Source organism: Imhoffiella purpurea (genome assembly GCF_000585215.1).
In the GTDB taxonomy this organism is placed as follows: Bacteria; Pseudomonadota; Gammaproteobacteria; order Chromatiales; family Chromatiaceae; genus Imhoffiella; species Imhoffiella purpurea.
Genome location: NZ_AONC01000084.1, coordinates 1 through 20,733 on the forward strand (window position 1 = coordinate 1; position 20,733 = coordinate 20,733).

16 protein-coding genes are annotated in these 20,733 nt (G+C 64.6%); 9 read left to right on the forward strand and 7 right to left on the reverse strand.

The features are described 5' to 3' along the window. Nucleotides 1-330 precede the first annotated feature (330 nt). Nucleotides 331-567, reverse strand: a complete 237-nt coding sequence (locus tag D779_RS19925; RefSeq protein WP_043757872.1) for a hypothetical protein — start codon at nt 565-567, stop codon at nt 331-333. 131 nt (nt 568-698) lie between these two features. After that, entirely contained in the window at nt 699-1,184 is a 486-nt protein-coding gene (locus tag D779_RS22440) for a hypothetical protein (RefSeq protein WP_157726473.1), read from the reverse strand. A gap of 199 nt (nt 1,185-1,383) precedes the next feature. Here D779_RS22440 and D779_RS19930 point away from each other — a divergent pair, with 199 nt between their 5' ends. The 7 genes from D779_RS19930 to D779_RS21360 all read left to right on the forward strand — a co-directional run bounded on the left by D779_RS19930 (nt 1,384) and on the right by D779_RS21360 (nt 12,231). Next, entirely contained in the window at nt 1,384-2,697 is a 1,314-nt protein-coding gene (locus tag D779_RS19930) for an integron integrase (protein ID WP_232424254.1), read from the forward strand. Nucleotides 2,698-2,895: 198 nt separating this feature from the next. Then, nucleotides 2,896-4,263: an efflux transporter outer membrane subunit gene (locus D779_RS19935; protein WP_043757875.1), complete on the forward strand. Its 1,368-nt coding sequence runs from the start codon at nt 2,896-2,898 to the stop codon at nt 4,261-4,263. Continuing rightward, on the forward strand, nt 4,260-5,534 hold the full coding sequence (locus D779_RS19940) for an efflux RND transporter periplasmic adaptor subunit (protein WP_043757878.1): 1,275 nt from the start codon (nt 4,260-4,262) through the stop codon (nt 5,532-5,534). Before D779_RS19935 ends, D779_RS19940 begins: the two co-directional genes overlap by 4 nt. Beyond that, entirely contained in the window at nt 5,524-8,673 is a 3,150-nt protein-coding gene (locus D779_RS19945; protein WP_043757881.1) for an efflux RND transporter permease subunit, read from the forward strand. Before D779_RS19940 ends, D779_RS19945 begins: the two co-directional genes overlap by 11 nt. A 415-nt stretch (nt 8,674-9,088) precedes the next feature. Beyond that, complete coding sequence (locus D779_RS19950; protein ID WP_043757884.1) at nt 9,089-9,763, forward strand: response regulator transcription factor; 675 nt, start codon at nt 9,089-9,091, stop codon at nt 9,761-9,763. Next, on the forward strand, nt 9,760-11,106 hold the full coding sequence (locus D779_RS19955) for a sensor histidine kinase (RefSeq protein ID WP_052348314.1): 1,347 nt from the start codon (nt 9,760-9,762) through the stop codon (nt 11,104-11,106). Before D779_RS19950 ends, D779_RS19955 begins: the two co-directional genes overlap by 4 nt. Before the next feature lie 198 nt (nt 11,107-11,304). Continuing rightward, the gene (locus D779_RS21360) at nt 11,305-12,231 is read left to right on the forward strand and encodes a hypothetical protein (RefSeq protein ID WP_157726474.1); all 927 of its coding nucleotides are present in this window, start codon (nt 11,305-11,307) and stop codon (nt 12,229-12,231) included. A 41-nt stretch (nt 12,232-12,272) separates the two neighbouring features. Here the strand turns inward: D779_RS21360 and D779_RS21365 are convergent, their stop codons facing one another. The 4 genes from D779_RS21365 to D779_RS19980 all read right to left on the reverse strand — a co-directional run bounded on the left by D779_RS21365 (nt 12,273) and on the right by D779_RS19980 (nt 16,468). Further along, entirely contained in the window at nt 12,273-14,090 is a 1,818-nt protein-coding gene (locus D779_RS21365) for an AAA family ATPase (RefSeq protein ID WP_052348316.1), read from the reverse strand. Further along, nucleotides 14,071-14,448, reverse strand: a complete 378-nt coding sequence (locus D779_RS19970) for a hypothetical protein (protein WP_157726475.1) — start codon at nt 14,446-14,448, stop codon at nt 14,071-14,073. The genes D779_RS21365 and D779_RS19970 overlap by 20 nt, the downstream gene beginning before the upstream one ends. A gap of 122 nt (nt 14,449-14,570) precedes the next feature. Continuing rightward, nucleotides 14,571-15,683 carry a hypothetical protein gene (locus D779_RS19975; protein WP_043757888.1) on the reverse strand — a complete coding sequence of 371 codons (1,113 nt, stop codon included), beginning with the start codon at nt 15,681-15,683 and terminating at the stop codon, nt 14,571-14,573. A 17-nt stretch (nt 15,684-15,700) separates the two neighbouring features. Further along, a complete protein-coding gene (locus tag D779_RS19980) occupies nt 15,701-16,468 on the reverse strand; it encodes a nucleotide-binding protein (RefSeq protein ID WP_232424255.1) in 768 nt (255 codons plus the stop codon). 457 nt (nt 16,469-16,925) lie between these two features. On the opposite strand from D779_RS19980, the gene D779_RS19985 reads away from it, so the two are divergent. After that, complete coding sequence (locus tag D779_RS19985; protein ID WP_094300816.1) at nt 16,926-17,369, forward strand: hypothetical protein; 444 nt, start codon at nt 16,926-16,928, stop codon at nt 17,367-17,369. A 152-nt stretch (nt 17,370-17,521) separates the two neighbouring features. Beyond that, nucleotides 17,522-18,346, forward strand: a complete 825-nt coding sequence (locus D779_RS21370) for a class I SAM-dependent methyltransferase (RefSeq protein ID WP_052348318.1) — start codon at nt 17,522-17,524, stop codon at nt 18,344-18,346. Nucleotides 18,347-18,409: 63 nt separating this feature from the next. Here the strand turns inward: D779_RS21370 and D779_RS19995 are convergent, their stop codons facing one another. Then, nucleotides 18,410-20,269, reverse strand: a complete 1,860-nt coding sequence (locus D779_RS19995) for a gamma-glutamyltransferase family protein (RefSeq protein ID WP_157726476.1) — start codon at nt 20,267-20,269, stop codon at nt 18,410-18,412. Nucleotides 20,270-20,733 lie beyond the last annotated feature (464 nt).

Here is a 20,733-nt window from a genome sequence, read left to right on the forward strand (position 1 = left end):
TCATGCTCGATGGGCGACCGTTCAACGTCCAACATGACATGAGGCGCGTGCTGTATTAGCTGGGGGAGCTATTCGTTTTGTACTGTACTGAGCTGCCTTATATAGCTAACGTCACCCATAAGCCGGGCCATACTGCGCCACCACAACGCTACGAGATTGCTCTGAGCTTGATGCGCAGTATGGGCTCGGCTTGATGGGCGTGTTAGGCGATTCTTTATCTCAGGGAAAGACCGGTGACCAATAAAAAGTGGTCTGCCCCGGTTTTCTGCCCCAATAACTCATGCGGCGTATTCCCAGAATAAAATAATCCATCCTCAGAAATTAGCAAAATCAGTGTCGCGAACCTTCCCTTAGGGTTTCTTTTATTAGATGAATATCGGATTTCATTTCCTCGATGTCTTTTCGCTGTCCCTCCAATTCATTTTTCATTGCAGATAAAGCAGACTGAAAAGACTCTAATCCTTTGAAATGGATGTTTAGCATCTCTTCAAATTGATTCAGACGCTGGCCGTTGACATTGAATCCATCGCTCACCTGCTTCATAAACTCTTCGATATAGTCTGTCATGATTCATATATCCAGTGTGAAGTTGGTTGTTTAATTTCGCCGCAGCCTAACGTTACGCCTCACCCGACCCTGTGTAGCGAAGCGCGATAGCGCGTAGCGAAGCAGGGGTCGGGTGAAGGCGATTGTTAGGTTTATTTTGGTTCAATTTCTTTTTTTGATAATATCTCGAAGTATTCAGGTTTGCCTTTGATTCTTCTGAGTTCATTCATCAGTGCATCCCGATCCACTGATTCAGAACGCCTCGCGAGGGCGGCAAGTACAAATGCCTCATCATCTCCGTATTTAGGTATAGCCCAACTAATGCCGCCTTTAAACGGGCAATCTGGCCAGAATGCAAGCCAACGCCACGACTCATATACATTGCCCCGTTCCTGCTTGAAGCTATGGGCAAGCTGAACGCCAACTATGCCAGACTTGTTTCTGCTGGTTTTTCTGCCTTTAATGGGAAGACGTTCAGGAAGTTCTTCCAACTTCTCCTTAACCCATTTTTTTGCTGCCGCTTCAGCACACTCCCAAGTCTTATATTCATTCAGTGTGAAATTCGCTTGATGCATCTTATTATGACGCATGATACGCGCCATAACGCACTTCTCTTTTTCGTTTTTTGTTAAGTGCATCAGAGATCCTTTCCATTTATAGCCTAACAGTGAAATGGACTGACGTCCGGTAATATTGTGCTAACCTGAAGTCAGCCTAGCACAATATTTCGGGACTGCTATGCCTTGCCCTTTCAATTCTCGTTCTGCACCTTCCGATGGTTCCACTGCCCGCCGCGAAACCGGAAACCCATCCGGCTGGGATCGATATTTGTCGCTCTTGGAGCGCCATCGTATCCCCCACAAGCAACGCGAGTGGTACGTCAAACGCGCCGAGGCATTCATCGAGGCGATGCGCCCGGCGCGTATGCGGGAGGTGACGGAGGAGCAGATCACGGCCTTCTTCCCTCGTTATGCCCGTGAGCAGCGTTTGACTGACTGGCAGTTTCATCAAACCGTGGATGCCGTGCAACTGCTTCTCGTTGATCTAGCGCATAATTCGAGCGCGGAGCAGGTCGATTGGGACTACTGGAAGTCGGCGGCGAAGGATCTGGCACCGGATCACCCGACCCTGGCACGGACCGTGACGCCCGAGGCGGCCGTCGAGAGCCGCTCCTATTTCCAGCGTTCGGCCGAGGATCTCGATCTGTTGAAGTCGCTTGCGCGCACGCTGCGTGCGAGGCGCTATGCCATCCGGACCGAGCAGACCTATGTCGACTGGTGTCACCGCTTCATCGGGTTTTGCGGGGGGGCCGATCCAGCAGCCTGGGGACCGGCGGACGTCGAGCGTTTCCTGGCCCATCTGGCGGCCGATCGGGGTGTCGCGGCCAGTACCCAGAACCAGGCGCTCAATGCCCTGGTGTTTCTATTTCGCCATGTGCTGGAGCGTCCGCTGGACGAGCTGCGCTTCACGCGTGCCAAGCGTCCGCCGCGCGTGCCGGTCGTCTTGACCCGTGACGAGATCCGCGCCCTGTTCGACCACTTGACCGGAACGCGGGCGCTCATGGCCCGGCTCATGTACGGGACCGGGATGCGGCTGATGGAATGCATCCGGCTGCGCGTCGGGGATCTCGACTTCGGCAACCGCCGTATCGTCATCCGCGACGGCAAGGGGGCCAAGGATCGGGTTGTGCCCTTGCCGGAGCGGCTCAGGGTCTTGCTCGAGACCCATTTGCGTTCCGTCCGCACCCTGCACGATGAAGATCTCGCGGCCGGTGTCGGCGAGGTGTTCCTGCCCGATGCGCTGGCACGCAAGTCGCCGCATGCGCCGAGCGAGTGGATCTGGCAGTACGTTTTTCCCAGCCCCAAGCTGGCCACGGATCCCAAGGGCGGCAAGGTTCGCCGGCATCATCTGGACGAGTCCGGGATGCAGCGTGCCGTCAAGCAGGCGGCCCAGTCCGCCGGGATCGCGAAACGGGTCAACTGTCATGCGCTGCGTCACAGCTTCGCGACCCATCTGCTCGAAGACGGCTATGACATCCGCACGGTCCAGGAACTGCTCGGACATGCGGACGTCTCGACCACCATGATCTATACGCACGTCATGAACCGGCCCGGGGTCCTGCCGGTGAAGAGCCCCGTCGACGGACTTTGAGTCGCTTAACCCGCCCTTAACCCCTCTAGGCGTATCTTCCAGAAATCGGAAAATATGAACCGCAAAGGCGCGAAGGACGCTAAGAACAACAAGTTCTTGAGTCTTGTGCGTCCTTCAGTTCGCTAAAGACGTCTTCCATAGAAGGCCTTTGCGAGCTTTGCGCTCTTTGCGGTTCGACTGCGCTTCTCGGGTTCATCGATGCGATCGAGGTCATTCATACAGCAGGGCATCGCCTTCGGGCTGGCCGCTCTGGTCAGCGGCTGCGCCGTGGGGCCGACTCGGCCGGATCTGGCCGCCCAGGCCGTGCACGACACCGAACAGGTTCCGGCCTGGTCGCCGCAGCCGGAGGCGGTGCCGTCCGCCTATCTCGACGATCTGATCCGCGCGCCCGAGCTGGATGCGCTGGTCAAGGAGGCATTGGCGGCCAATCCGAGCCTCCAACAGACCCTGACCACCTTGCGGATCACCCGCGCCCAGCGGCGTCAGACCGGGGCCGAGCGGCTGCCGTCGGTCGAGGGCTCGGCCTCGGGATCGCGCGAGCAGTTCGGCGATCCGGCCTACGTCAGTTCGGTCACGGTGAGTTGGGAGGTGGATCTCTGGGGCAAGCTGTCAGAGGACTACCAGGCCGCCGAGAAGGATGTCGAGCAGCAGCAGGCGCTCTATCGGTCGGCCCGCGACGCGCTGGCGGCAGACCTGATGGAGAACTGGCTGGGTCTGATCGCCGACCGCCACGCCATCGAGATCGAACAGCGCCGGCTCGCCACCCTGGAGCAGAACGCCGACTTCATCATGCAGCGCTACCGCAACGGGCTTGGCAGCCTGGAGGATCTGGACAGCGCGCGCAGTTCGGCGGCCAGCTCGCGGGCCTCGCTCGCCGGGTATCGCGAGTCGCTGGCACAGCGACAGCGCGCGCTCAGGGTGATACTGGGACGTGTCGGCGGGGCCGAGGCGATCGATGTTCCCGCCGACTATCCGGATGTGATCCCTCCCCTCGCCGGCCTGCCGGATCAGAGGCTCCAGCGCCGTCCGGACCTCCAGGCTGCCTATGCGGCGATCCAGGCGGCCGATCTGCGCACCTCGGTCGCCTACAAGGATCTGCTGCCGAGCATCAGCCTGCAGGCGGCCCTCTCCGACGCGGCGGCCAAGCCGAGCGCCGCCTTGCTGCAGGATCCGATCTGGTCGCTGCTGGGTCAGCTGACCGCGCCACTCTATCGGGGCGGCCAGTTGCGCGCGGCCGCCGAGATCGCCGAGCTGCAGACGGCCCAGGCCTATCAGGTCTATCGCGAGACCTTGCTGACCGCCGTGCAGGAGGTCGAGGACGCCCTGGGACAGGAACGGACGCTCGCCGAGCGTCAGACCCATGTCAAGGCGGCCCTGACCGCCGCACGCAACAACCTAGCCCAGTACGAACGCAGCTACCGGGCCGGGCTGGTCGACATCCTGGATCTGCTGAGCGTCCAGCAGCAGACCTATGATCTGGAGGCGCAGTTGGACAACCTTCGTTACGAACGCCTGGCGAACCGTGTCGTGCTCGGGCTCGCCCTTGGGCTGGGGACGCGCGCATGAGTTCGCGCTCCAGACAATGGCTGGTCTTCATCGCCGCCCTGGTCTTGCTGGCCGGCGCCGGACTCTATGTACAGACCCATCTGAATGGCCCGGGTGGCCGATCGGGTGGACCACCCGGGGCCGGCGGACCGCCGAGTCAAGCCGACTCCAAGTCCGAGCCAACGGATGGACCCCCGGGATCGGCACCGCCCGGTGGAGCCGCCCCGAAGGGATCCGGCACGACCACCCAGCGTCCGGACGTGCGCGTGGTGCGGGTGACGCCCGCGCGCTATCAGGCCCAGGTGAGCGGCTACGGCGAGGCCCAGGCGCACTATGCCCTGACCCTGACGGCCCAGGTCTCGGGCCGGGTCGATGGGTTGTCGGAACATCTCGAATCCGGTCAGCGGGTCGCCAAGGGCGATGTCCTGGTGCAGCTGGAGGACAGCGACTATCGCGCCGCCGTCGCCAGCGCCGAGAACGATCTGGCCTCGGCGCGCCTGGCCCTACTCGAAGAGGAGCGCCAGGGCGTCCAGGCGGCGGCCGAATGGAAGGCCTCCGGGCTGCGCGGCAAACCGGACTCGGAGCTGGTTCTGCGCAAGCCCCAGCTGGCGGCGGCCAAGGCGGCCGTAGCCCATGCCGAGGCGACCCTGGTCAGCGCCCGCGAGGATCTGGCCGAGACCCGTATCACCGCCCCCTTCGATGCCCTGGTGGTCGAGCGCAATATCGCGCCCGGCAGCTACGTCCAGGCCGGCACCCAGGTCGCCTCGCTCTACAGCCTGGACCGCCTGGAGGTCTCGGTCGCGCTCTCGGCGCGCGACTGGAGCACCCTGCCGGACACGCAAACCCTGACCCGCGGCGACTGGCCCGCCAGGCTCACCAGCGTCGAGGACGGCCAGGTCTGGACCGGACATGTGCTGCGCGCCGAGCGCCATCTGGACGAGACCACCCGCCAGCGCGCCCTGGTGATCGCCGTCGACCGTCCGCTCGACCGTTCGCCGCCGCTCCTGCCCGGCACCTTCGTGGAGGCCGAGGTGGCGGGCCGCGAGCTCGACGGGCTCTGGCGTCTGCCGAGCGCCGCGCTCAGCCAGCGCGGCGAGATCTGGCGAGTCGATCCCGAGGGCAATCTGGAGCGCTTCACCGCCGAGCCGGTCTTCAGCGATGCCCAGGGCATCTATATCGAGGCGCCCGAGACGCTGCGCGACAGCGCGCAGCAGGTGCTGGTGCATCCGCTGAACGGCTATCTGCCGGGCATGGCGGTCAATCCGGTCGAGGTATCGCGCGATGAGGACTGACAGAGGCGGCATCATCGGCTGGTTCGCGCGCAACCCGGTCGCGGCCAACCTGCTGATGATCCTGGTGATCCTCGCGGGCGTCTTCTCCGCCGGCGATCTGCGCAAGGAGGCCTTTCCCAGCCTGGAGCCGAACAGCATCACGGTGTCCGTCTCCTACGACAGCGGCTCGGCCCAGCAGTCCGAGGAAGGGCTGGCGATCAAGATCGAGGATCAGCTCGAAGGCGTCACCGGCATCGACAGCATCACCAGCAGCTCGACCGGCAGCGGCGTCACCGTCACCATCGAGAAGCAGTCGGACTACGACCTCGATACCCTGCTGACCGACGTCAAGACCAAGGTCGACGCCATCTCGACCTTCCCGGCCGACGCCAAGAACCCGGTCATCCAGAAGGCCGAGCGCGAGGAACACTCGCTCTGGCTGCAGCTCTACGGCGACGCCGACCGCCACACCCTGCAGCGCCTGGCCGACGAGCTCAAGTCCGACCTCATGGCCACACCCGAGATCAGCCGGGTCACCATCTCGGGCTGGCTGGACCCCATGATGGTGGTCGAGATCGACGAGGGCCGGCTGCAGGCCTACGGACTCTCGCTCTCGGACGTGGAGGAGGCGGTCAACGCCGGATCCTCCAACACCATGACGGCGGTGCTGCGCGACCGCGACCTCTATCTGCAGCTCAAGGCATCGGAGCAGGCCTACCGGGTGGAGGAGTTCGCCGCCATCCCACTGATCACGGCCGCCGACGGGCGCGAGATCCGTCTCGGCGACGTGACCCGGATCCGCGACGCCTACGACGACCTCACCTCCTCGCTCCTGCGCTATCAGGGCCGGGACAGCATCGGACTGCAGGTGGTCACCACCGGGCAGGACGACATCATCGATACGGTCAACGCCGCGCGCCGGGTCGCGGACGCCTGGCAGACCAGCGGCGACCTGCCGAAGGGCGTCGAGTTGGCGACCTGGTACGACCGCAGCGAGAGCATCCAAGGCCGGCTCGAGCTGCTGGTGCGCAACGCCCTGACCGGCATCCTGCTGGTGTTCGTGCTGCTCGCCGCCTTCCTCGATCTGACCCTGGCCTTCTGGGTCGCCATGGGGCTGCCCTTCATCTTCTTCGGCACCCTCTATTTCATGGGCGACGGCTTCATGGGGCTCTCGCTCAACGCCTTCACCACCTTCGGCTTCATCATGGCCCTGGGCATCGTGGTCGACGACGCGGTGGTGGTCGGCGAGAGCGTCTACACACTGAGATCCGAGCGCGGCGACACCCTGGGCAACACCATCCGGGGGACGCTGAGGGTGGCGGTGCCGACGCTCTTCGGCGTCTTCACCACGGTCGCCGCCTTCTACGCCCTGTCCCAGATCCAGGGGCATCTGGGCGAGCTCTACGCCCAGTTCGCCGACGTGGTGGCCATCTGCCTGATCCTCTCGATCGTCGAGTCCAAGCTGATCCTGCCGGCCCACCTGGCCCATCTCAAGACGCATCGCCGGCCGACCCGCAATCCGCTGCTGCGCGGCTGGCAATGGGTGCAGCGCGGGGCGGATCTGGGGCTGACGCTCTTCCGCGACCGCCTCTACCGCCCGCTGCTGGAGCAGGCGCTGATCCATCGCTACGCGACCGTCCTCGTCTTCCTGACCGTGCTGGTGCTGGTGATCTCCATGCCCTTCACCGGCGCGGTCCGTCTCAGCTTCTTCCCGGACATCGTCGGGGACACGGTGCGCGCCCAGGTGGCCATGCGCAACGACGCCAGCTTCGGCCAGACACATCGGGCGCTCGACCGGCTCGAGTCGCTGGCCTACGCGATCGACCGCGAGCTGCGCGGGAACGCCGACCAGAGCGGCATCGCCAATCTGCAGGTGCTCTCCTCGGGCGACCAGTCCGGGACGGTGACGGTCGAGCTGCGCGCCGAACCGCCCTACGACATCCGCGTCTTCACCAAGCGCTGGCGCGAGGCGGCCGGACTGCCGGAGGGCGTGCGCACCCTCAATGTCCAGAGCTTCCGGCGCATGGTCTCGGCGCTGCGGGTGGAGCTGCGCGCCAACGACGACGAGGTGCTGACCCTGGCCGGCGAGGCGCTCAAAGCGCATCTGGAGCGCATCCCCGCCGTCTTCGGCATCGAGGACAACCTGGAGCCCGGCCAGCCCCAGCTGCGACTGGAGCTGACCCAGCAGGGACGCGCGCTGGGGATGACCACCAGCGCCCTCGCCGTCCAGGTGCTCCAGTCCTTCAGCGGCCAGGTGGTGCAGCGCTATCAGCGCGACAGCGACGAGATCGAGGTCAAGGTCCGCTATCCGGAGATCGACCGTCAGAGCGCGGCCGACGTGCTCCAGGCCCGGGTGCGCACGCCGGACGGATCGGTGGTGCCGCTCGCCAGCGTGGCGACACTGACCTTCGGCTACACCCGCGACACCATCACCCGCATCGACGGCAAGCGCGCGGTCTACATCTCGTCCGACGTCGACAAGGAACAGCTCTCGGCGACCGAGCTGGTCGCCCAGCTGCAGGCCGATGTGGCCCCCCGGCTCGAACGCCAGTATCCGGGGCTCGACATCCATTTCGCCGGCGAGGCCGAGGAGCAGGCCGAGACCCAGGCGTCCATGACCCAGATGTTCATGCTGGCGCTACTGCTCATCTATCTGCTGCTGGCGATTCCGCTGGGCTCCTACGTCCAGCCGCTGCTCATCATGACGGCCATCCCATTCGGCATCGTCGGGGCCATCCTGGGTCACTGGGTCAACGGGCTCTCGCTCGGCATCCTCTCGCTCAACGGCATCATCGCCCTGAGCGGCGTGGTGGTGAACGACAGCCTGCTGCTGACCGCGCGCTTCAACGAGCTGCACAAGCGCGCCGACGACGTGCGCGAGGCGGCCGCGCATGCCGGTCTCGACCGGCTGCGGGCGGTGCTGCTGACCTCCTTCACCACCTTCGCCGGTCTGGTGCCGCTGCTCGGCGAGACCTCGCTGCAGGCGCAGTTCCTCATCCCAGCGGCGGTCTCGCTGGGCTACGGCATCATGTTCGCGACCTTCATCACGCTCATCTTCATCCCGGCCCTGCTGCTGATCCAGCAGGATGTCGCCGGTCTGATCGGCCGATTGCGCCGGCGCCTACTGTCGCGTCCCAAGGAGGAGGAGCAGCCATGCTGACCCTGCTGCTGGTCGAGCACGTAGGGCGCAATAGCACAGCGTATTGCGCCGAAAGGCAACCCGTACCCTACGCGGCAGGTTTCTTCCGACCTCCATTCTTCGCGTGTTCAGCGCCTCTCCGCCAACCTCGGCAGCGAAGCGCGAACCGCATGCGATCATACGGCGCAATACGCTATCGCTATTGCGCCCTACGCCGGGCTCGCAGGGATAAGCAACACGTAGGGCGCAACAGCACAGCGTATTGCGCCGAAAGGCAGCCCGCACCCTACGCGGCAGGTTTCTTCCAACCTCCATTCTTGGCGTTTTCAGCACCTCTCCGCCAACCATCGCAGCGAAGCGCGAGCCGCATGCGATCATGCGGCGCAATACGCTATCGCTATTGCGCCCTACGCCGTCCTCGCGGGCGGAGGCAGCCATGCTGAGCCTACTGCTGGTCGAGGACGACCTGGACCTGGCCCAAACCCTCGTCGACTATCTGGACCTGGAAGGCATCCGCTGCGACCATGCCAGCAACGGCATGGCCGGACTGGAGCTGATGCGGCGCGGACGCTACGATGCCCTGCTGCTGGATCTCAACCTGCCCCGGCTCGACGGTCTGAGCGTCTGCCAGCGTCTGCGCGCGGACGGCAACGACACCCCCATCCTGATGCTCACCGCCCGCGACCAGCTCGAGGACAAGCTGGACGGATTCCGCGCCGGCACCGACGACTATCTGGTCAAGCCATTCGCCCTCCAGGAACTGGTGGTGCGGGTCCAGGCCCTGGCCCGGCGCCGCAGCGGCCAGGCTCAGTGTCTGCGCTGCGCGGACCTGGAGATGAACCTGGCCGAGCGGTCTGCGACCCGCGCCGGTCGGCCGCTGAAACTCACGCCGACGGGCTGGCGGCTGCTGGAGACGCTGATGCGCGCCTCGCCGGCCGTGGTCTCCCGGCAGGCGCTGGAGTCGGCGGTCTGGGGCGAGGAGATGCCGGACAGCGACAGCCTCAAGGTGCACCTCTTCCATCTGCGCAAGGCGGTCGACGCGCCCTTCCCCACTCAGCTCATCCAGACCGTTCCCGGTCACGGCTTCGTCATCAAGGGGCCGGACCCATGAAGGCATCGCCGATACCGGGCCATGCCCGCGGGCAGCTGAGTCTCAAATGGTTCCTGATCTTCTCCTTCCTGGCCCTGGGCTGCGTCCTGGTGGTCGGCTACTCCTGGCTCTCGGTCCAGTTCTTCATTCGCGGCATGGACAACATCGTCGCCAGCAACATGGAGCGAGCCGCCGAACGCTATCTGAATGGCGTGCCCCTCGATCAGCGAGAGGCACCGAGTCTCTTCAGCGGCTATCACATCACCCGAAACTGGGAGCGCATGCCGCCCGAGATCCGCGCCGCCTTTCCCGAGCCGCCCGAGGCCCAGTGCCTACTCTACAAGCAGCACACATCGCGCTGGTTCGAGCACCCCGACATCATCCATTTCGCCATGCGTCTGGAGCGCCAGGGTCACACGCTCTTCATCGCCAAGACCGTATCCGCCGCAACCTCGCCGAAGATCATCGGCCGCAATGCCGCCCGATCGATGCATACCCTGATCATCATCAGCATCCTCATCGTGGCGACGCTCGGTCTCATCATCTGGTTGCTGCTGAGGCGCATCTCGCGCCCGGTCGCCGAGCTCGGCCGCTGGACCGGATCGCTCGATCCCCAGCGTCTGCGCGAGCCGCCGCCGGACTTCTCCTACCCCGAGCTCAACGCGCTCGCCGAGCTGATCCGGACCAGCCTCTCCTCGGTACAGGAGAGCCTGGAGCGCGAGCATCGCTTCCTGCGCCACGCCAGTCACGAGCTGCGCACCCCGATCGCCGTCATCCGCAGCAATCTGGAGCTGCTGTCGCGGCTGCAGGAGACGAGCGGATATCCGCTCGACCCTCGCCAGCGCCAGGTGATCGAGCGCATGGAGCGCGCGAGCTTCAACATGCAGCATCTGACCGAGACACTGCTCTGGCTGAGCCGGGACGACCGCGAGGCGCCGGCCTCGCATCCGGTCCAGATCGACGCCCTCATCCGCGAGCTGGTCGAGGAGATGCGCTATCTGCTCAACGAAAAGCGCGTCTCCGTCAGCCTCGTCACCCATCCCCACAGACTCGTGCTGCCAGAGGTTCCAGCCCGCATCGTCCTCGGCAACCTCATCCGCAACGCCTTCCAGCACACCTGGGACGGCGAGATCCGCATCTGCCAGACGCAAGACCGCATCGAGATCGTCAACAGGCGTCCAGAGCCACAAGAAGCGATCCCGCAGTCGCTCGGATTCGGACTGGGGCTGCAGTTGACCGCGCAGCTGACGGAACGGCTTGGGTGGGTATATGAGAACGAGGCAGGAACGAATGGACATCGGGTGCTGCTGAGTCTGGGCGGGATCGATCAAAGGCGAGCGATGACCGAAGCGCCGCAATGCTGATCGAACGATCCCTCCCTTCAGAGCACAGACTGTAACCTGCCCCTGGGAGATTTCGAACGACTCACTGCGACATCGACCCGTGTTTGACCCTGTGTCGCACCCAATGGTATAGAGAGGTGGCTTCTAGCCCCACCGAACCGATGGACCAGGACCAACTTCCGTTAGGCATCCGAGATGCCGGTCTGAGCGCGAGCTGCCGTGAAGGGAGTAAAAATGACTCATCATCGAACCTTATCTCATCGCCTTGCCCTGCCGGCCATGCTGCTGCTCGGTGCCTCACTCACCGCTCATTCCACCCCCTTGTCAACTCCCTGGACCCATGATCCGAATCCGTCGCCAGAGCTCGGCGAATCGCTCGCCACGACCTGCATCGAGGACGAGGACATATCCTGCCTCTCGGTCATATGCCGCGAAGGCTCGCTCTATCTGGAATTCGACTCGTTCAGCGTATCGCCCGACGAACGCACTTTCGGTGTCGACATCGACATCGACGGCGAGCACTTCTGGTTGCAGCTCCGGCAGCAAGACACACCGATCGACTACGGCACCTGGCACGCAGCGACACCGGTCGATACGGACGGAGATCTGATACAGGCCCTGATGAGCGGCCGATCGGCGAAGCTGTCCAGCAAGGGGTTCTCTGGAATGGACTTTTCGTTAAGGGGATCGTCGCCGGCAATCGATAGCGTCCGGCATCATTGCGCGGACACCCCGAGCATATCGCACGGATCCAGGAGTGATTCGGGCCGAGAGGACGCGGACCGGATCGTCGCCGAGGCGACCGGCGGGCATTTCAGCCGGATCAAGGGGTTCGTCACCGACGATTGCGGAGAGAAGGCGGGATACAGCGCGGAGTTGGTGGACCTGAACGACGACGGCCAGCCGGAGGTCTTCGTCTCGCTCGAAGGAACCTGCTCAGGCGGGATGACGGGCGTCTGGATGGATCTCTATATCAAAGATCGGCGGGGGCGCTGGCAATCGCAGTTCGGATTTCCCGGCATCTACGAGATCCGCAAGACGAAGCACAAGGGATTTCCTGACATCGAGATCGGCGGCCCCGGTTTCTGCTTCCCGGTATGGCGCTGGAACGGCCGGAAATACGTCATTCACGAACGCTGCGACTGAGGAAACCCCGTAGCGATAGCCGCGAGCACCGCAGATGCCCGTCACCCATCATCCAACGTCACTCCGATCACGAAACACTGCTGCCCCTGTGATCGCAGACGATTGCACCAGGCTGCGGCCTCGCTGCGGGTCTCCCAATCCAGGACGCGCAGCCGATAGAAGGCATCTCGGGCATCGCCAAGACGGGATTGGCTGATGGTGAGGGTGCGCCCCTCGAGCATGGAGGAGAACTCCTGCATGAAACGCCGGCTGTCCTCCTTGACCCTGTCCAGAGAACGCCCCGCCAGCACCTGAACCTGCCAGCGGTAGGCCTCGGGCGTCAGCCTGATCTCCTCGATGACGGATTGCCGGTCCGAAGAGAGGGGCGCGGACGGGACGTCCTCGACCTCGATCGCGACGGCCTCTTCGGGCTCCCGGTCCCTCGAGAGCAATCCAGGAACCGCCGGATCGGCATCCGACAGCGGCTCGTCCGGCTCGGCTTCCCGAGCGAGGTCGAGTGCGTCCTCGGCCGGCTCGAGCGCATCGGGCTCCACGACTTCATCGGGACCGGTCCCTTGCCCGGGCCGAGGCGGCCTTGGATCGGGCTCGGCCCTCTCGGTCTCCAGCTCGGATTCGAGCGGGTTCTCCGTCGGGTCGGACTCGTTCGACAACTCGGCGGCATCACCGGGGCCGGCCGCCTCGCCCATGTCCCCAATCCGATCCGGTCGCGACAGCGCGCTTTCCGCCGTCCGAGGCCCGAATTCCTGCCGCAGGACATCTCCGTCGGTCCGCCACCACTGCAGATCCGGGAACCGCAGCTGTACCAGCAGCCCAAGGCCCAGGATCAGCAGCAATGCCAATGGCGCCATGAGTCGCCTGTGTCTCGGTAGCGATTTGATGTGGAACAGCTCGTCGAGCACCAAGGCATCCTGCTGGTGCTGGTCCTCCCAGGTCTCGTCGTAGAGCAGCGAGGTGGGATCCAGGAGCCAGGCCTGGATGCGCTTGCGCATCGCGTCGCGATAGGCGGCGATGCGCTCCTGGCGGCCTCTGAAGGACCAGCGGTGCTCGGGCTGGCGGTGCTCCTCGTATTCGAGCAGCCACTCGGCGGCCATCTCCAGATATGCCTGGCTGACGTCGCAGTGCGGACAATGCGCCAGCAATGGCCGACCGCGCTCGGCGGCCTCCTTGACCGCGTCGCTGTAGGGAATCTCGCTCCGCAGCACGATCCGCCCGTAGTCCTGGCGCAAGGTTCTGACCAGTGCCTGGGCCGAGGCGCGCGAGGCGGCGCGCTGGACGATCAGCAGATGCACGGCGTGCAGCGGCTGCTTGAGACCCGCGCGCAGCCGGTCGATGGTCTGGAGCAGCGTCGGCAGGCCCTCGAGGAAGACGGATTCGCAGGGCAGCGGCAGGAGGATGCGATGCGCCGCGACCAGTGCGTTGAGGCTGAGAAGCCCCACCGAGGGCGGACAGTCGATCACCACATGATCGAAACGAAACGGCAGTGCGGACAGTGTCCCCAGCGCCTGGTGGAGCCGGGTTCGGGCGTCGCCGTATTGAGCCAGCTCGCCCTCGATGCCACTCAGCCCCGGGCCGGAGGGCGCCAGGTAGAGATCCGGTATCTCGGTGGCCGTGATCATGTCGCGGGTCAGGATGGCCTCGCGCAGCATCTGCTCGGTTCCGGTCCTCTGCTCCCCCGACATCAGGGCGTGACCGACGTTTCCCTGCGGGTCCAGATCGATGAGCAGCACATTGCGTCCAGCAGCGACCAGAGCGATGGACAGGCTGAGGGCCGTGGTGCTCTTGCCGACCCCGCCCTTCTGACTGGCGACGGCGATGATCTCCGGCGATGCGGCTTGCCGATCAAGGGGCGTTTGAGTCATGAGGGTCTTTCTCGACGGCTGAAGGCAATTCGGTGATCAGGCTCTCCAGTCCACGGCGCTTGCGTCGAAGACGCGACGCGGGAAGCTCGAGGGTCGGCGAGAGGGGCAGCGATTCGATGCGCTCCGAGGGGCCGGTCCGGGCGATCTCCGCGGGCCGGTCGGGGCGGCGATGCCGTGTGGGATCGCCCGTGATCCACCGCCGGCGCTGGTCACCCGGGGGCTCGCCGATCCATTCGGCCGCCGCCAGCCGCGATGCCTTCTGACGTTCCAGCAGATGCTGGCGCGGCGGCGGACGCCAAACCCCGAGCTCAGCCGTCAAGAGTTCGTGATGGTGGGCGAGCGCCCCCTCCGTCTGCATGACGAGGAGATGCTGTGGTATCGGCCCCGAGGAAGCGGGTCGCTTCGACCTGCGGCGCCGAATCATGAACCAGAGCATCCCCGCCAGGCCCGACAGGATGACCAAGGTGATGGACAGACCGCTCATCCCCGAGACGGGCCGGCAGCGGTCCCTGCGGTGGATGGCGCCGGATCCAATGCGCCTTGCGACCAGATCCGCTTGCGTAGATCCGAGAACTGGCGGCGGATCGCCAGCCAGCGCGAAACCCGCTCGCTCCAGTCCCGATAGGCAGGGTCGGAGGTCTGGCTCAGGCTGTCCAGTGCCGCTTGCCAATCGCCCCGGCGAGCCTGAGAGAGTGCCGTGAGACCGGCCTGACGTGCAGCATCGGCCCGATGGGGACCCGAAGGCGCGCGCGCGAACCCAGGATAGGCGGCATAGGGATTGCTTAAGGCTGGACCATAGGGGCTCGGGGCAAACCTGGGGGCGTTCCTCTGCTCCAGCGTCTCGTTCAGTCGCGCCAGTTCGGAGATCAGACCCTCCGGCTCGGCGATGCCCTGCTCCGCGAGAGGCTCGAGAAAATCGAGCTGCCCGGGCTCCGGCCAGACGGCCTCGAGCGCCGCCAGCTCGGCACTGAATGCCTGACCGGCGGAGAGTTTTTCGGACACGGCGGACAGCGCCAGGAAGGACTGGGTGGCCCGACGCTGACGCTCGATCTCGCCGAGATCCCGGGTCACCTGACGATGGGTCCGATCCAGACTGACCAGCCGCGTCTCCACATCCTCCTGAAGGGCATGCGCCTCATCGGCCAGGGTTTCCAGGCGCTGCCCCTGGTGCCGAGCCAGCCACCAGATCCCGGCCGCCGAGCCTGCCAGCACAAGGACCAGGGCCCAGGACATGAGGCGCGGACTCGCGAAGGCGCGCCGCCCGCCGTAGGCCGCAGATCCGCGACTGGAGGCGAGACTGATCATGCCCCGGCTTTTCAGTGACAGCCCGGATCCGGACTCGACGCAGGGTTCGTCCGCGCCGGGCGCGGCCGCCAGCGAGTCGGCCTCAAGCTCCACCATCATGGTCAGGACGCGACGATAGTCGTCGGCGACCAGGCGCTTCAGACAAGGGTCGCGCTTGAGCATCAGGCACCAGCGCTGCTCGGGCTCGAGCTTCAGCAGCCAGCTGAGGGTCTCGGCGCTCTCGGCCTCGGTCGCGACCAGCCCCCTGGCGATATGGGCGTCGAGATAGGTCAGCCAGCGTGGATCCATGTGACGATTCCGGAGACTCAGTCGACCCTGGTCGCGACGAGCGGCGCGAAGGACTGCTGGAAATGCTTGAGCCAACTGGCGTAATCGCCCACCGCGCGCTTCGCGGCCAGGATGCCCAGCCCGGTCTGCTGCGCCACGGTGGCGGCGTTCATTTCGATGATGCGCCAGGGCGGGAGCTTGAGCCGCTCGAAATCGATCCACGCCTCGCTCATGCAGGAATCCAGCCCGACGACCAGGAGACCTTCGCTGCGCATGGTGGCGATGCGCTCGAACTCCCGAGTGGACTCGTAGGCGTTGAAGGAACCGGCGATCTGGTTCAGCACCAGGATTCGGCGACTCTGGGGAAAGACCTCGGCCGCGGCCTCCAAGACCTGAATGCCCGCGAGCACCGCGACGGGATCCGCGGTGACGGGGACGAAGATGTCCATGGTGACGCCGCTCTCCGTCAGCAGGTCGCCCAATTCGGATTTCCTGGCCCAGTCCAGGATGTGCCGATCCATGTTGGCGCCGAAATCGACGGCCGTATCCTGTTCCAGGATCTCGGCGGCCAGTTGGTCCCAGTAGCTGTAGGCCTGGGAGGGATCGGCGCGCAGCGCCTCGGCGTCGGCACCGATGCGCAGCGACAGGACGTTGTCCTCCCCGACGAATTCGGACAATTTGGACTTGTCGTCGACATCGATCAGCCGCAATGGACGCTGCATGGCCTCGTAGAGCCAGGCCAACGCCATCATGAGCACCGATTTGCCGACTCCACCCTTACCGTTCATGACCCATACCGTGTGCATTTGACCCCTTCACCTCCAGAAAATCCGAAAGATGTCATGGGCATGGCCTCATCAATCGGCCCGAACGCCGAGAGACGACCGCTATGTCGACATGACGAAGACCCGGCCAGTATAAGCCGGCACTAATGCTGTTTTCATTTGCACAGCGCACAATTCGGTATGAAATATACCTGCGAGAACCATCGGTTCTCCCGATCGAGGCATGAATTCCCACGTTTACCCAAGACCCGAGACGGGCATTCCAGTCTGCCCATTGAAATCGTCAATGCATTTTGAGGGCGTTCGTTTCTACTCTGCACCGAACGACAGGACTTTGGATAACCGAGATGAGGGATTGGAAGGGTATGAATGCCCCAGTCCAACGATCGGAGACACGCGCACGCGGCGTGAAAGAGATATGAAGCTCAACATTAGAAACATTAGGCAGGTTTCGGCCCTGACGGCCGTCGTTGCGGCGATGACCTGTTCGGCCGAGGCGGGATCCCTTGTCGTCGAAAACGGCGAGATCGCGGGGGTGACCGGGATCGAGATCCAGGGAAACCTCTACGACCTGAGATTCGCCGACAGCTCCTTCAATGCCGGCTATCCGAGCGGATTCGCCGGATACGGGACGCTCGCACCAGAGGCCGCGAACTCCGTGATCGCCATGAGCGAGAGCGGCGCACTGGCAGATCGGCGGGATCTGAAGCTGCGCGGATGCGAGACGCGCGATGCCTGCACCGTCCTCGTCCCGGACCATGCGACCGGTGCCGCCCCCTCGGCGACCATATCCTATGCCTGCGAGCTGATCTATTCGGCAGGCCGATTTCGGCCGGGCGATCCCCAATGGCCGTTCGACGCGTCGGTGGACACCCGCTACATGCCGGACATGACCTATGGGATCCTGACCCGAATCCGTTAGAAGGATCGTCCTCGCGATGGACCAAAAGGAAGGGTCGCAACAGGTCGCCGATTCCTATACTGACGCCATTGCCACAAGGAGTCGCTGCTGAACGGACCGCCCGACGACTCCGATCCGGCGGCCTAATCTGACCCAATCGGGAGGCGGATGGAATGACGACCGACGACCAGACCTTCGACCCGCGGCATCCGATCCAGACGGATCGCCCCTCACCGACCAGCGACCATCCGACGATCGACTACGACCGCATCGCCGGGATCTACGACCGCTATGCGGACACCGACTACGACCATGCCTTCTTCACCCGCGAGGTCGAGCCTGGCGCCAGGGTGCTGGAGCTGACCTCGGGCACCGGGCGTCTCTCGATCCCGCTGATCCAGGCCGGTGCCGACCTGACCTGCGTCGACGTTTCGCAGGGCATGTTGGACGTGCTGGAGCGCAAGCTCTCCGAGCGTGGGCTCTCGGCGCGGGTGATTTGCGAGGACATCGAACGTCTGAGTCTGGGGCCCGACTTCGAGCTGGCGATCCTGCCCTTCCAGTCATTCATGGAGCTGATCGGCGAGTCGAGACAACGTGCCGCGCTGGCGGCCGTCCGGCGTGCGCTCGTCCCGGGCGGGCGCTTCTTCTGCACCCTGCACAACCCCGAGATCCGCCGCCGCAACGTCGACGGCTGTCTGCGCTGCGTCGGTAGCTTCCCGGACGTGGACGACACCCTGGTGGTCTCCGGCTTCGAGCTCGGCGGCTCGCCGGTGGTGACACGTACCCAGTTCTTCGAATATTTCGACGCGGCCGGCGAGTTGCGGCGCAAGACGCTGCTGCGGATGCGCTTCGAGCTGATCGGACGCGACGACTTCGAGCGGATGGCGACCGGATGCGGGCTGCGGGTGCGGAACCTGTTCGGCGGCTACGACGGACGCGACTTCGACCCCGCGACCAGCCCGGTCATGATCTGGGAGCTGGAGCGGCCGGCGACCTGAGCGCACGTCCATCCGGGCCGGGAAGCAATCCGTCCCGGCCCGGATGGACGTCAGCAACGCCGATCAGTATCCGAGGGCGTAGGTCTCACGCCTGGGATCGGCTCCGGCCGAGAGGATGCCGTCCTCGAACGAGACCAGGGCGGCTCCGCCGTAGGGTTCCTTCCAGGTGTCCTCGATCTTCACCTGGTGTCCGAGCGCCTCCAGCCCCTGTATCACCTCGGGGCTGGCCAGGTGGCCGATGCCCATCTGGTAGTCCAGGATCTCGCCGGGATAGAAGGCCTTGGGGAAGGCGAAGCTGCGGAAGCGGTACTGTTCGACGCTGTTCTGCAGCGGCATGCCGAACTCGGCCACGTTCATGAACAGCTGCAGCATGGTCTGGATCTGCTGGTCGCCGCCCGGGGTGCCGAGGTTGAGCCAGGGCTTGCCGTTCTTGAACACCAGGACCGGGCACGGGGTGACGCGCGGACGCTTGAAGGGCCCCACCTGGTTGGCGCTCTCGGGATCCATGTAGAACATGCGCATGCGCCCGCCGAGCAGGAAGCCGACGTTGCCCGGCACCACGCCGAACTTGACCCCCATGTTGTTGCTGGAGGTGGCGTTGAACATGTTGCCGTCCTTGTCCATGGTCGCCAGCTGGACGGTACTGGTCTCCCAGTCGCTCGGAGGACCGTCGGACTGGGCCAGATCGGGCGCGTCGGCAAGGCTCTGCTTCATGGCGCGCGGATCGCCGGGCTCGAAGTGCGGGGCGGCCTTCTCGGGATCGATCAGCGGACGCCGAACGTCGGCATATTCCTTGGAGACCAGCTGCTCCTGAGGGACGTCCACCACGTCGGGATCGCCGAAGTATTTGTAGCGGTCGGCCATGACCAGGTCGATGGCCTCGACCAGCAGGTGCAGATACTCGGGGCTGTTGTGCTCCATCGCGCCGATGTCGTAGTCATCGAGGATGTTGAGCGCCATCAGCAGGGCCGGCGCCTGGGTCGTGGTGTTCGGCGAATAGAGGTCGTAGGTGTTGCCCTTGGAGTCCTGGTAGGTGCTGTGGAGCGGGGCGTACTCGATCTGAACCTCGTCGACGAACTTGACGAAATCGCCGTATCTCAGCAGTCCCTCGTCGGGGAGCCCGACATCGGGAAGGTCGTGCATGAAGCGGTCGATCTCCTTGGCGACGTCGCCCTTGTAGAAGTAGTCGACCGCGGCCTGAATACCCTTCGCGCGGTCGTCCGGATAGGCACTCTCGGCCGCCACCATCGCCTTCATCATCCGCGCCTGGTCGGGCTGCTTGAAGATGTCGCCGACCTCCAGGACCTTGCCCTCGGGCATGAAGACGCGCTTCGAGTCCGGCCACTTGGCGTAGACGGGTTCGTATTTCTTCAGCCACATCACCTGGATGGGCGAGATGGGGAAGCCCTCCTCCGCCAGTTCGATGGCCGGCGCCATCACCTCCGCCAGGCGCAGGGTGCCGTATTCCTTCAGGGCCAGGGCGAGGCCCGCCAGGCTGCCCGGCACGGAGGCGATGTCGACACTGTCCGTGGTCGGGATGCCGCCGTGGACCTTTTGGAAATACTCGACCGTGGCCAGCTGCGGCGAGGGTCCGATGCCGGAGATATAGGTGGTCTTGTCCGTCGCCGCATGGTGGATCATGATCGGCGTCTCGCCGCCCCAGCTGTCGTGGGCGTGCTGGGTGACCTTGGAGACGATGGTCGCGGCGATCCCCGCGTCGATGGCGTTGCCGCCGGCCTTGAAGATCTCGATGGCCGCGAGCGCGGAATACTGGTCCGGCGCGGACACGGCCGCGTTCATGACCTGTACCGTGGGCCGCATGGCGCCGTTCGGCGTCTTGATGGAGTCCTCTGCCGCGAGCGCGGTCGAGGCGGCGAGTATCGCCCCCGTCAACGCGCGAGTGGCGAACGAGCTTCTGATCATGGACTGCTCCCGTCTACGACATTGGGTCCCGGGAGCGACATGCGCTCTCTGACGAGGGCATCGGAAGCGCATCCTGCATGAAAGCCCGCGGCCGGACGGGTATCACCAATGGACACGTATCCGGCTTCTGGGACAGGCGATTCCGAAGTCCGTCCCTCCCGGACGATAACGCCCATCGTTGCGATCGGGTCGATCGGTCTGACAGGACTCCCGATCGAGGGAGTCGGAGCGCGGATGGCTCCGTCTCCAAGGATTCGGAAGGGCCTTGCAGCCGGATCTCGCCGATCCTTCATAGCAGTCGCGAAGCTGGGCGGGACTTCGAGGCTGTACGCTTCGTCCCGACACCTGGGTCAGCGTGTCGGAGGATGCATCCTGCTTTCCGTCCTCGCCAGTCGTCCAAGGAGGGAGGGACCGTGCGACGGGGCGGAGATCCCTGCCCCCGTCGCACGGCGATTGGACTCAGA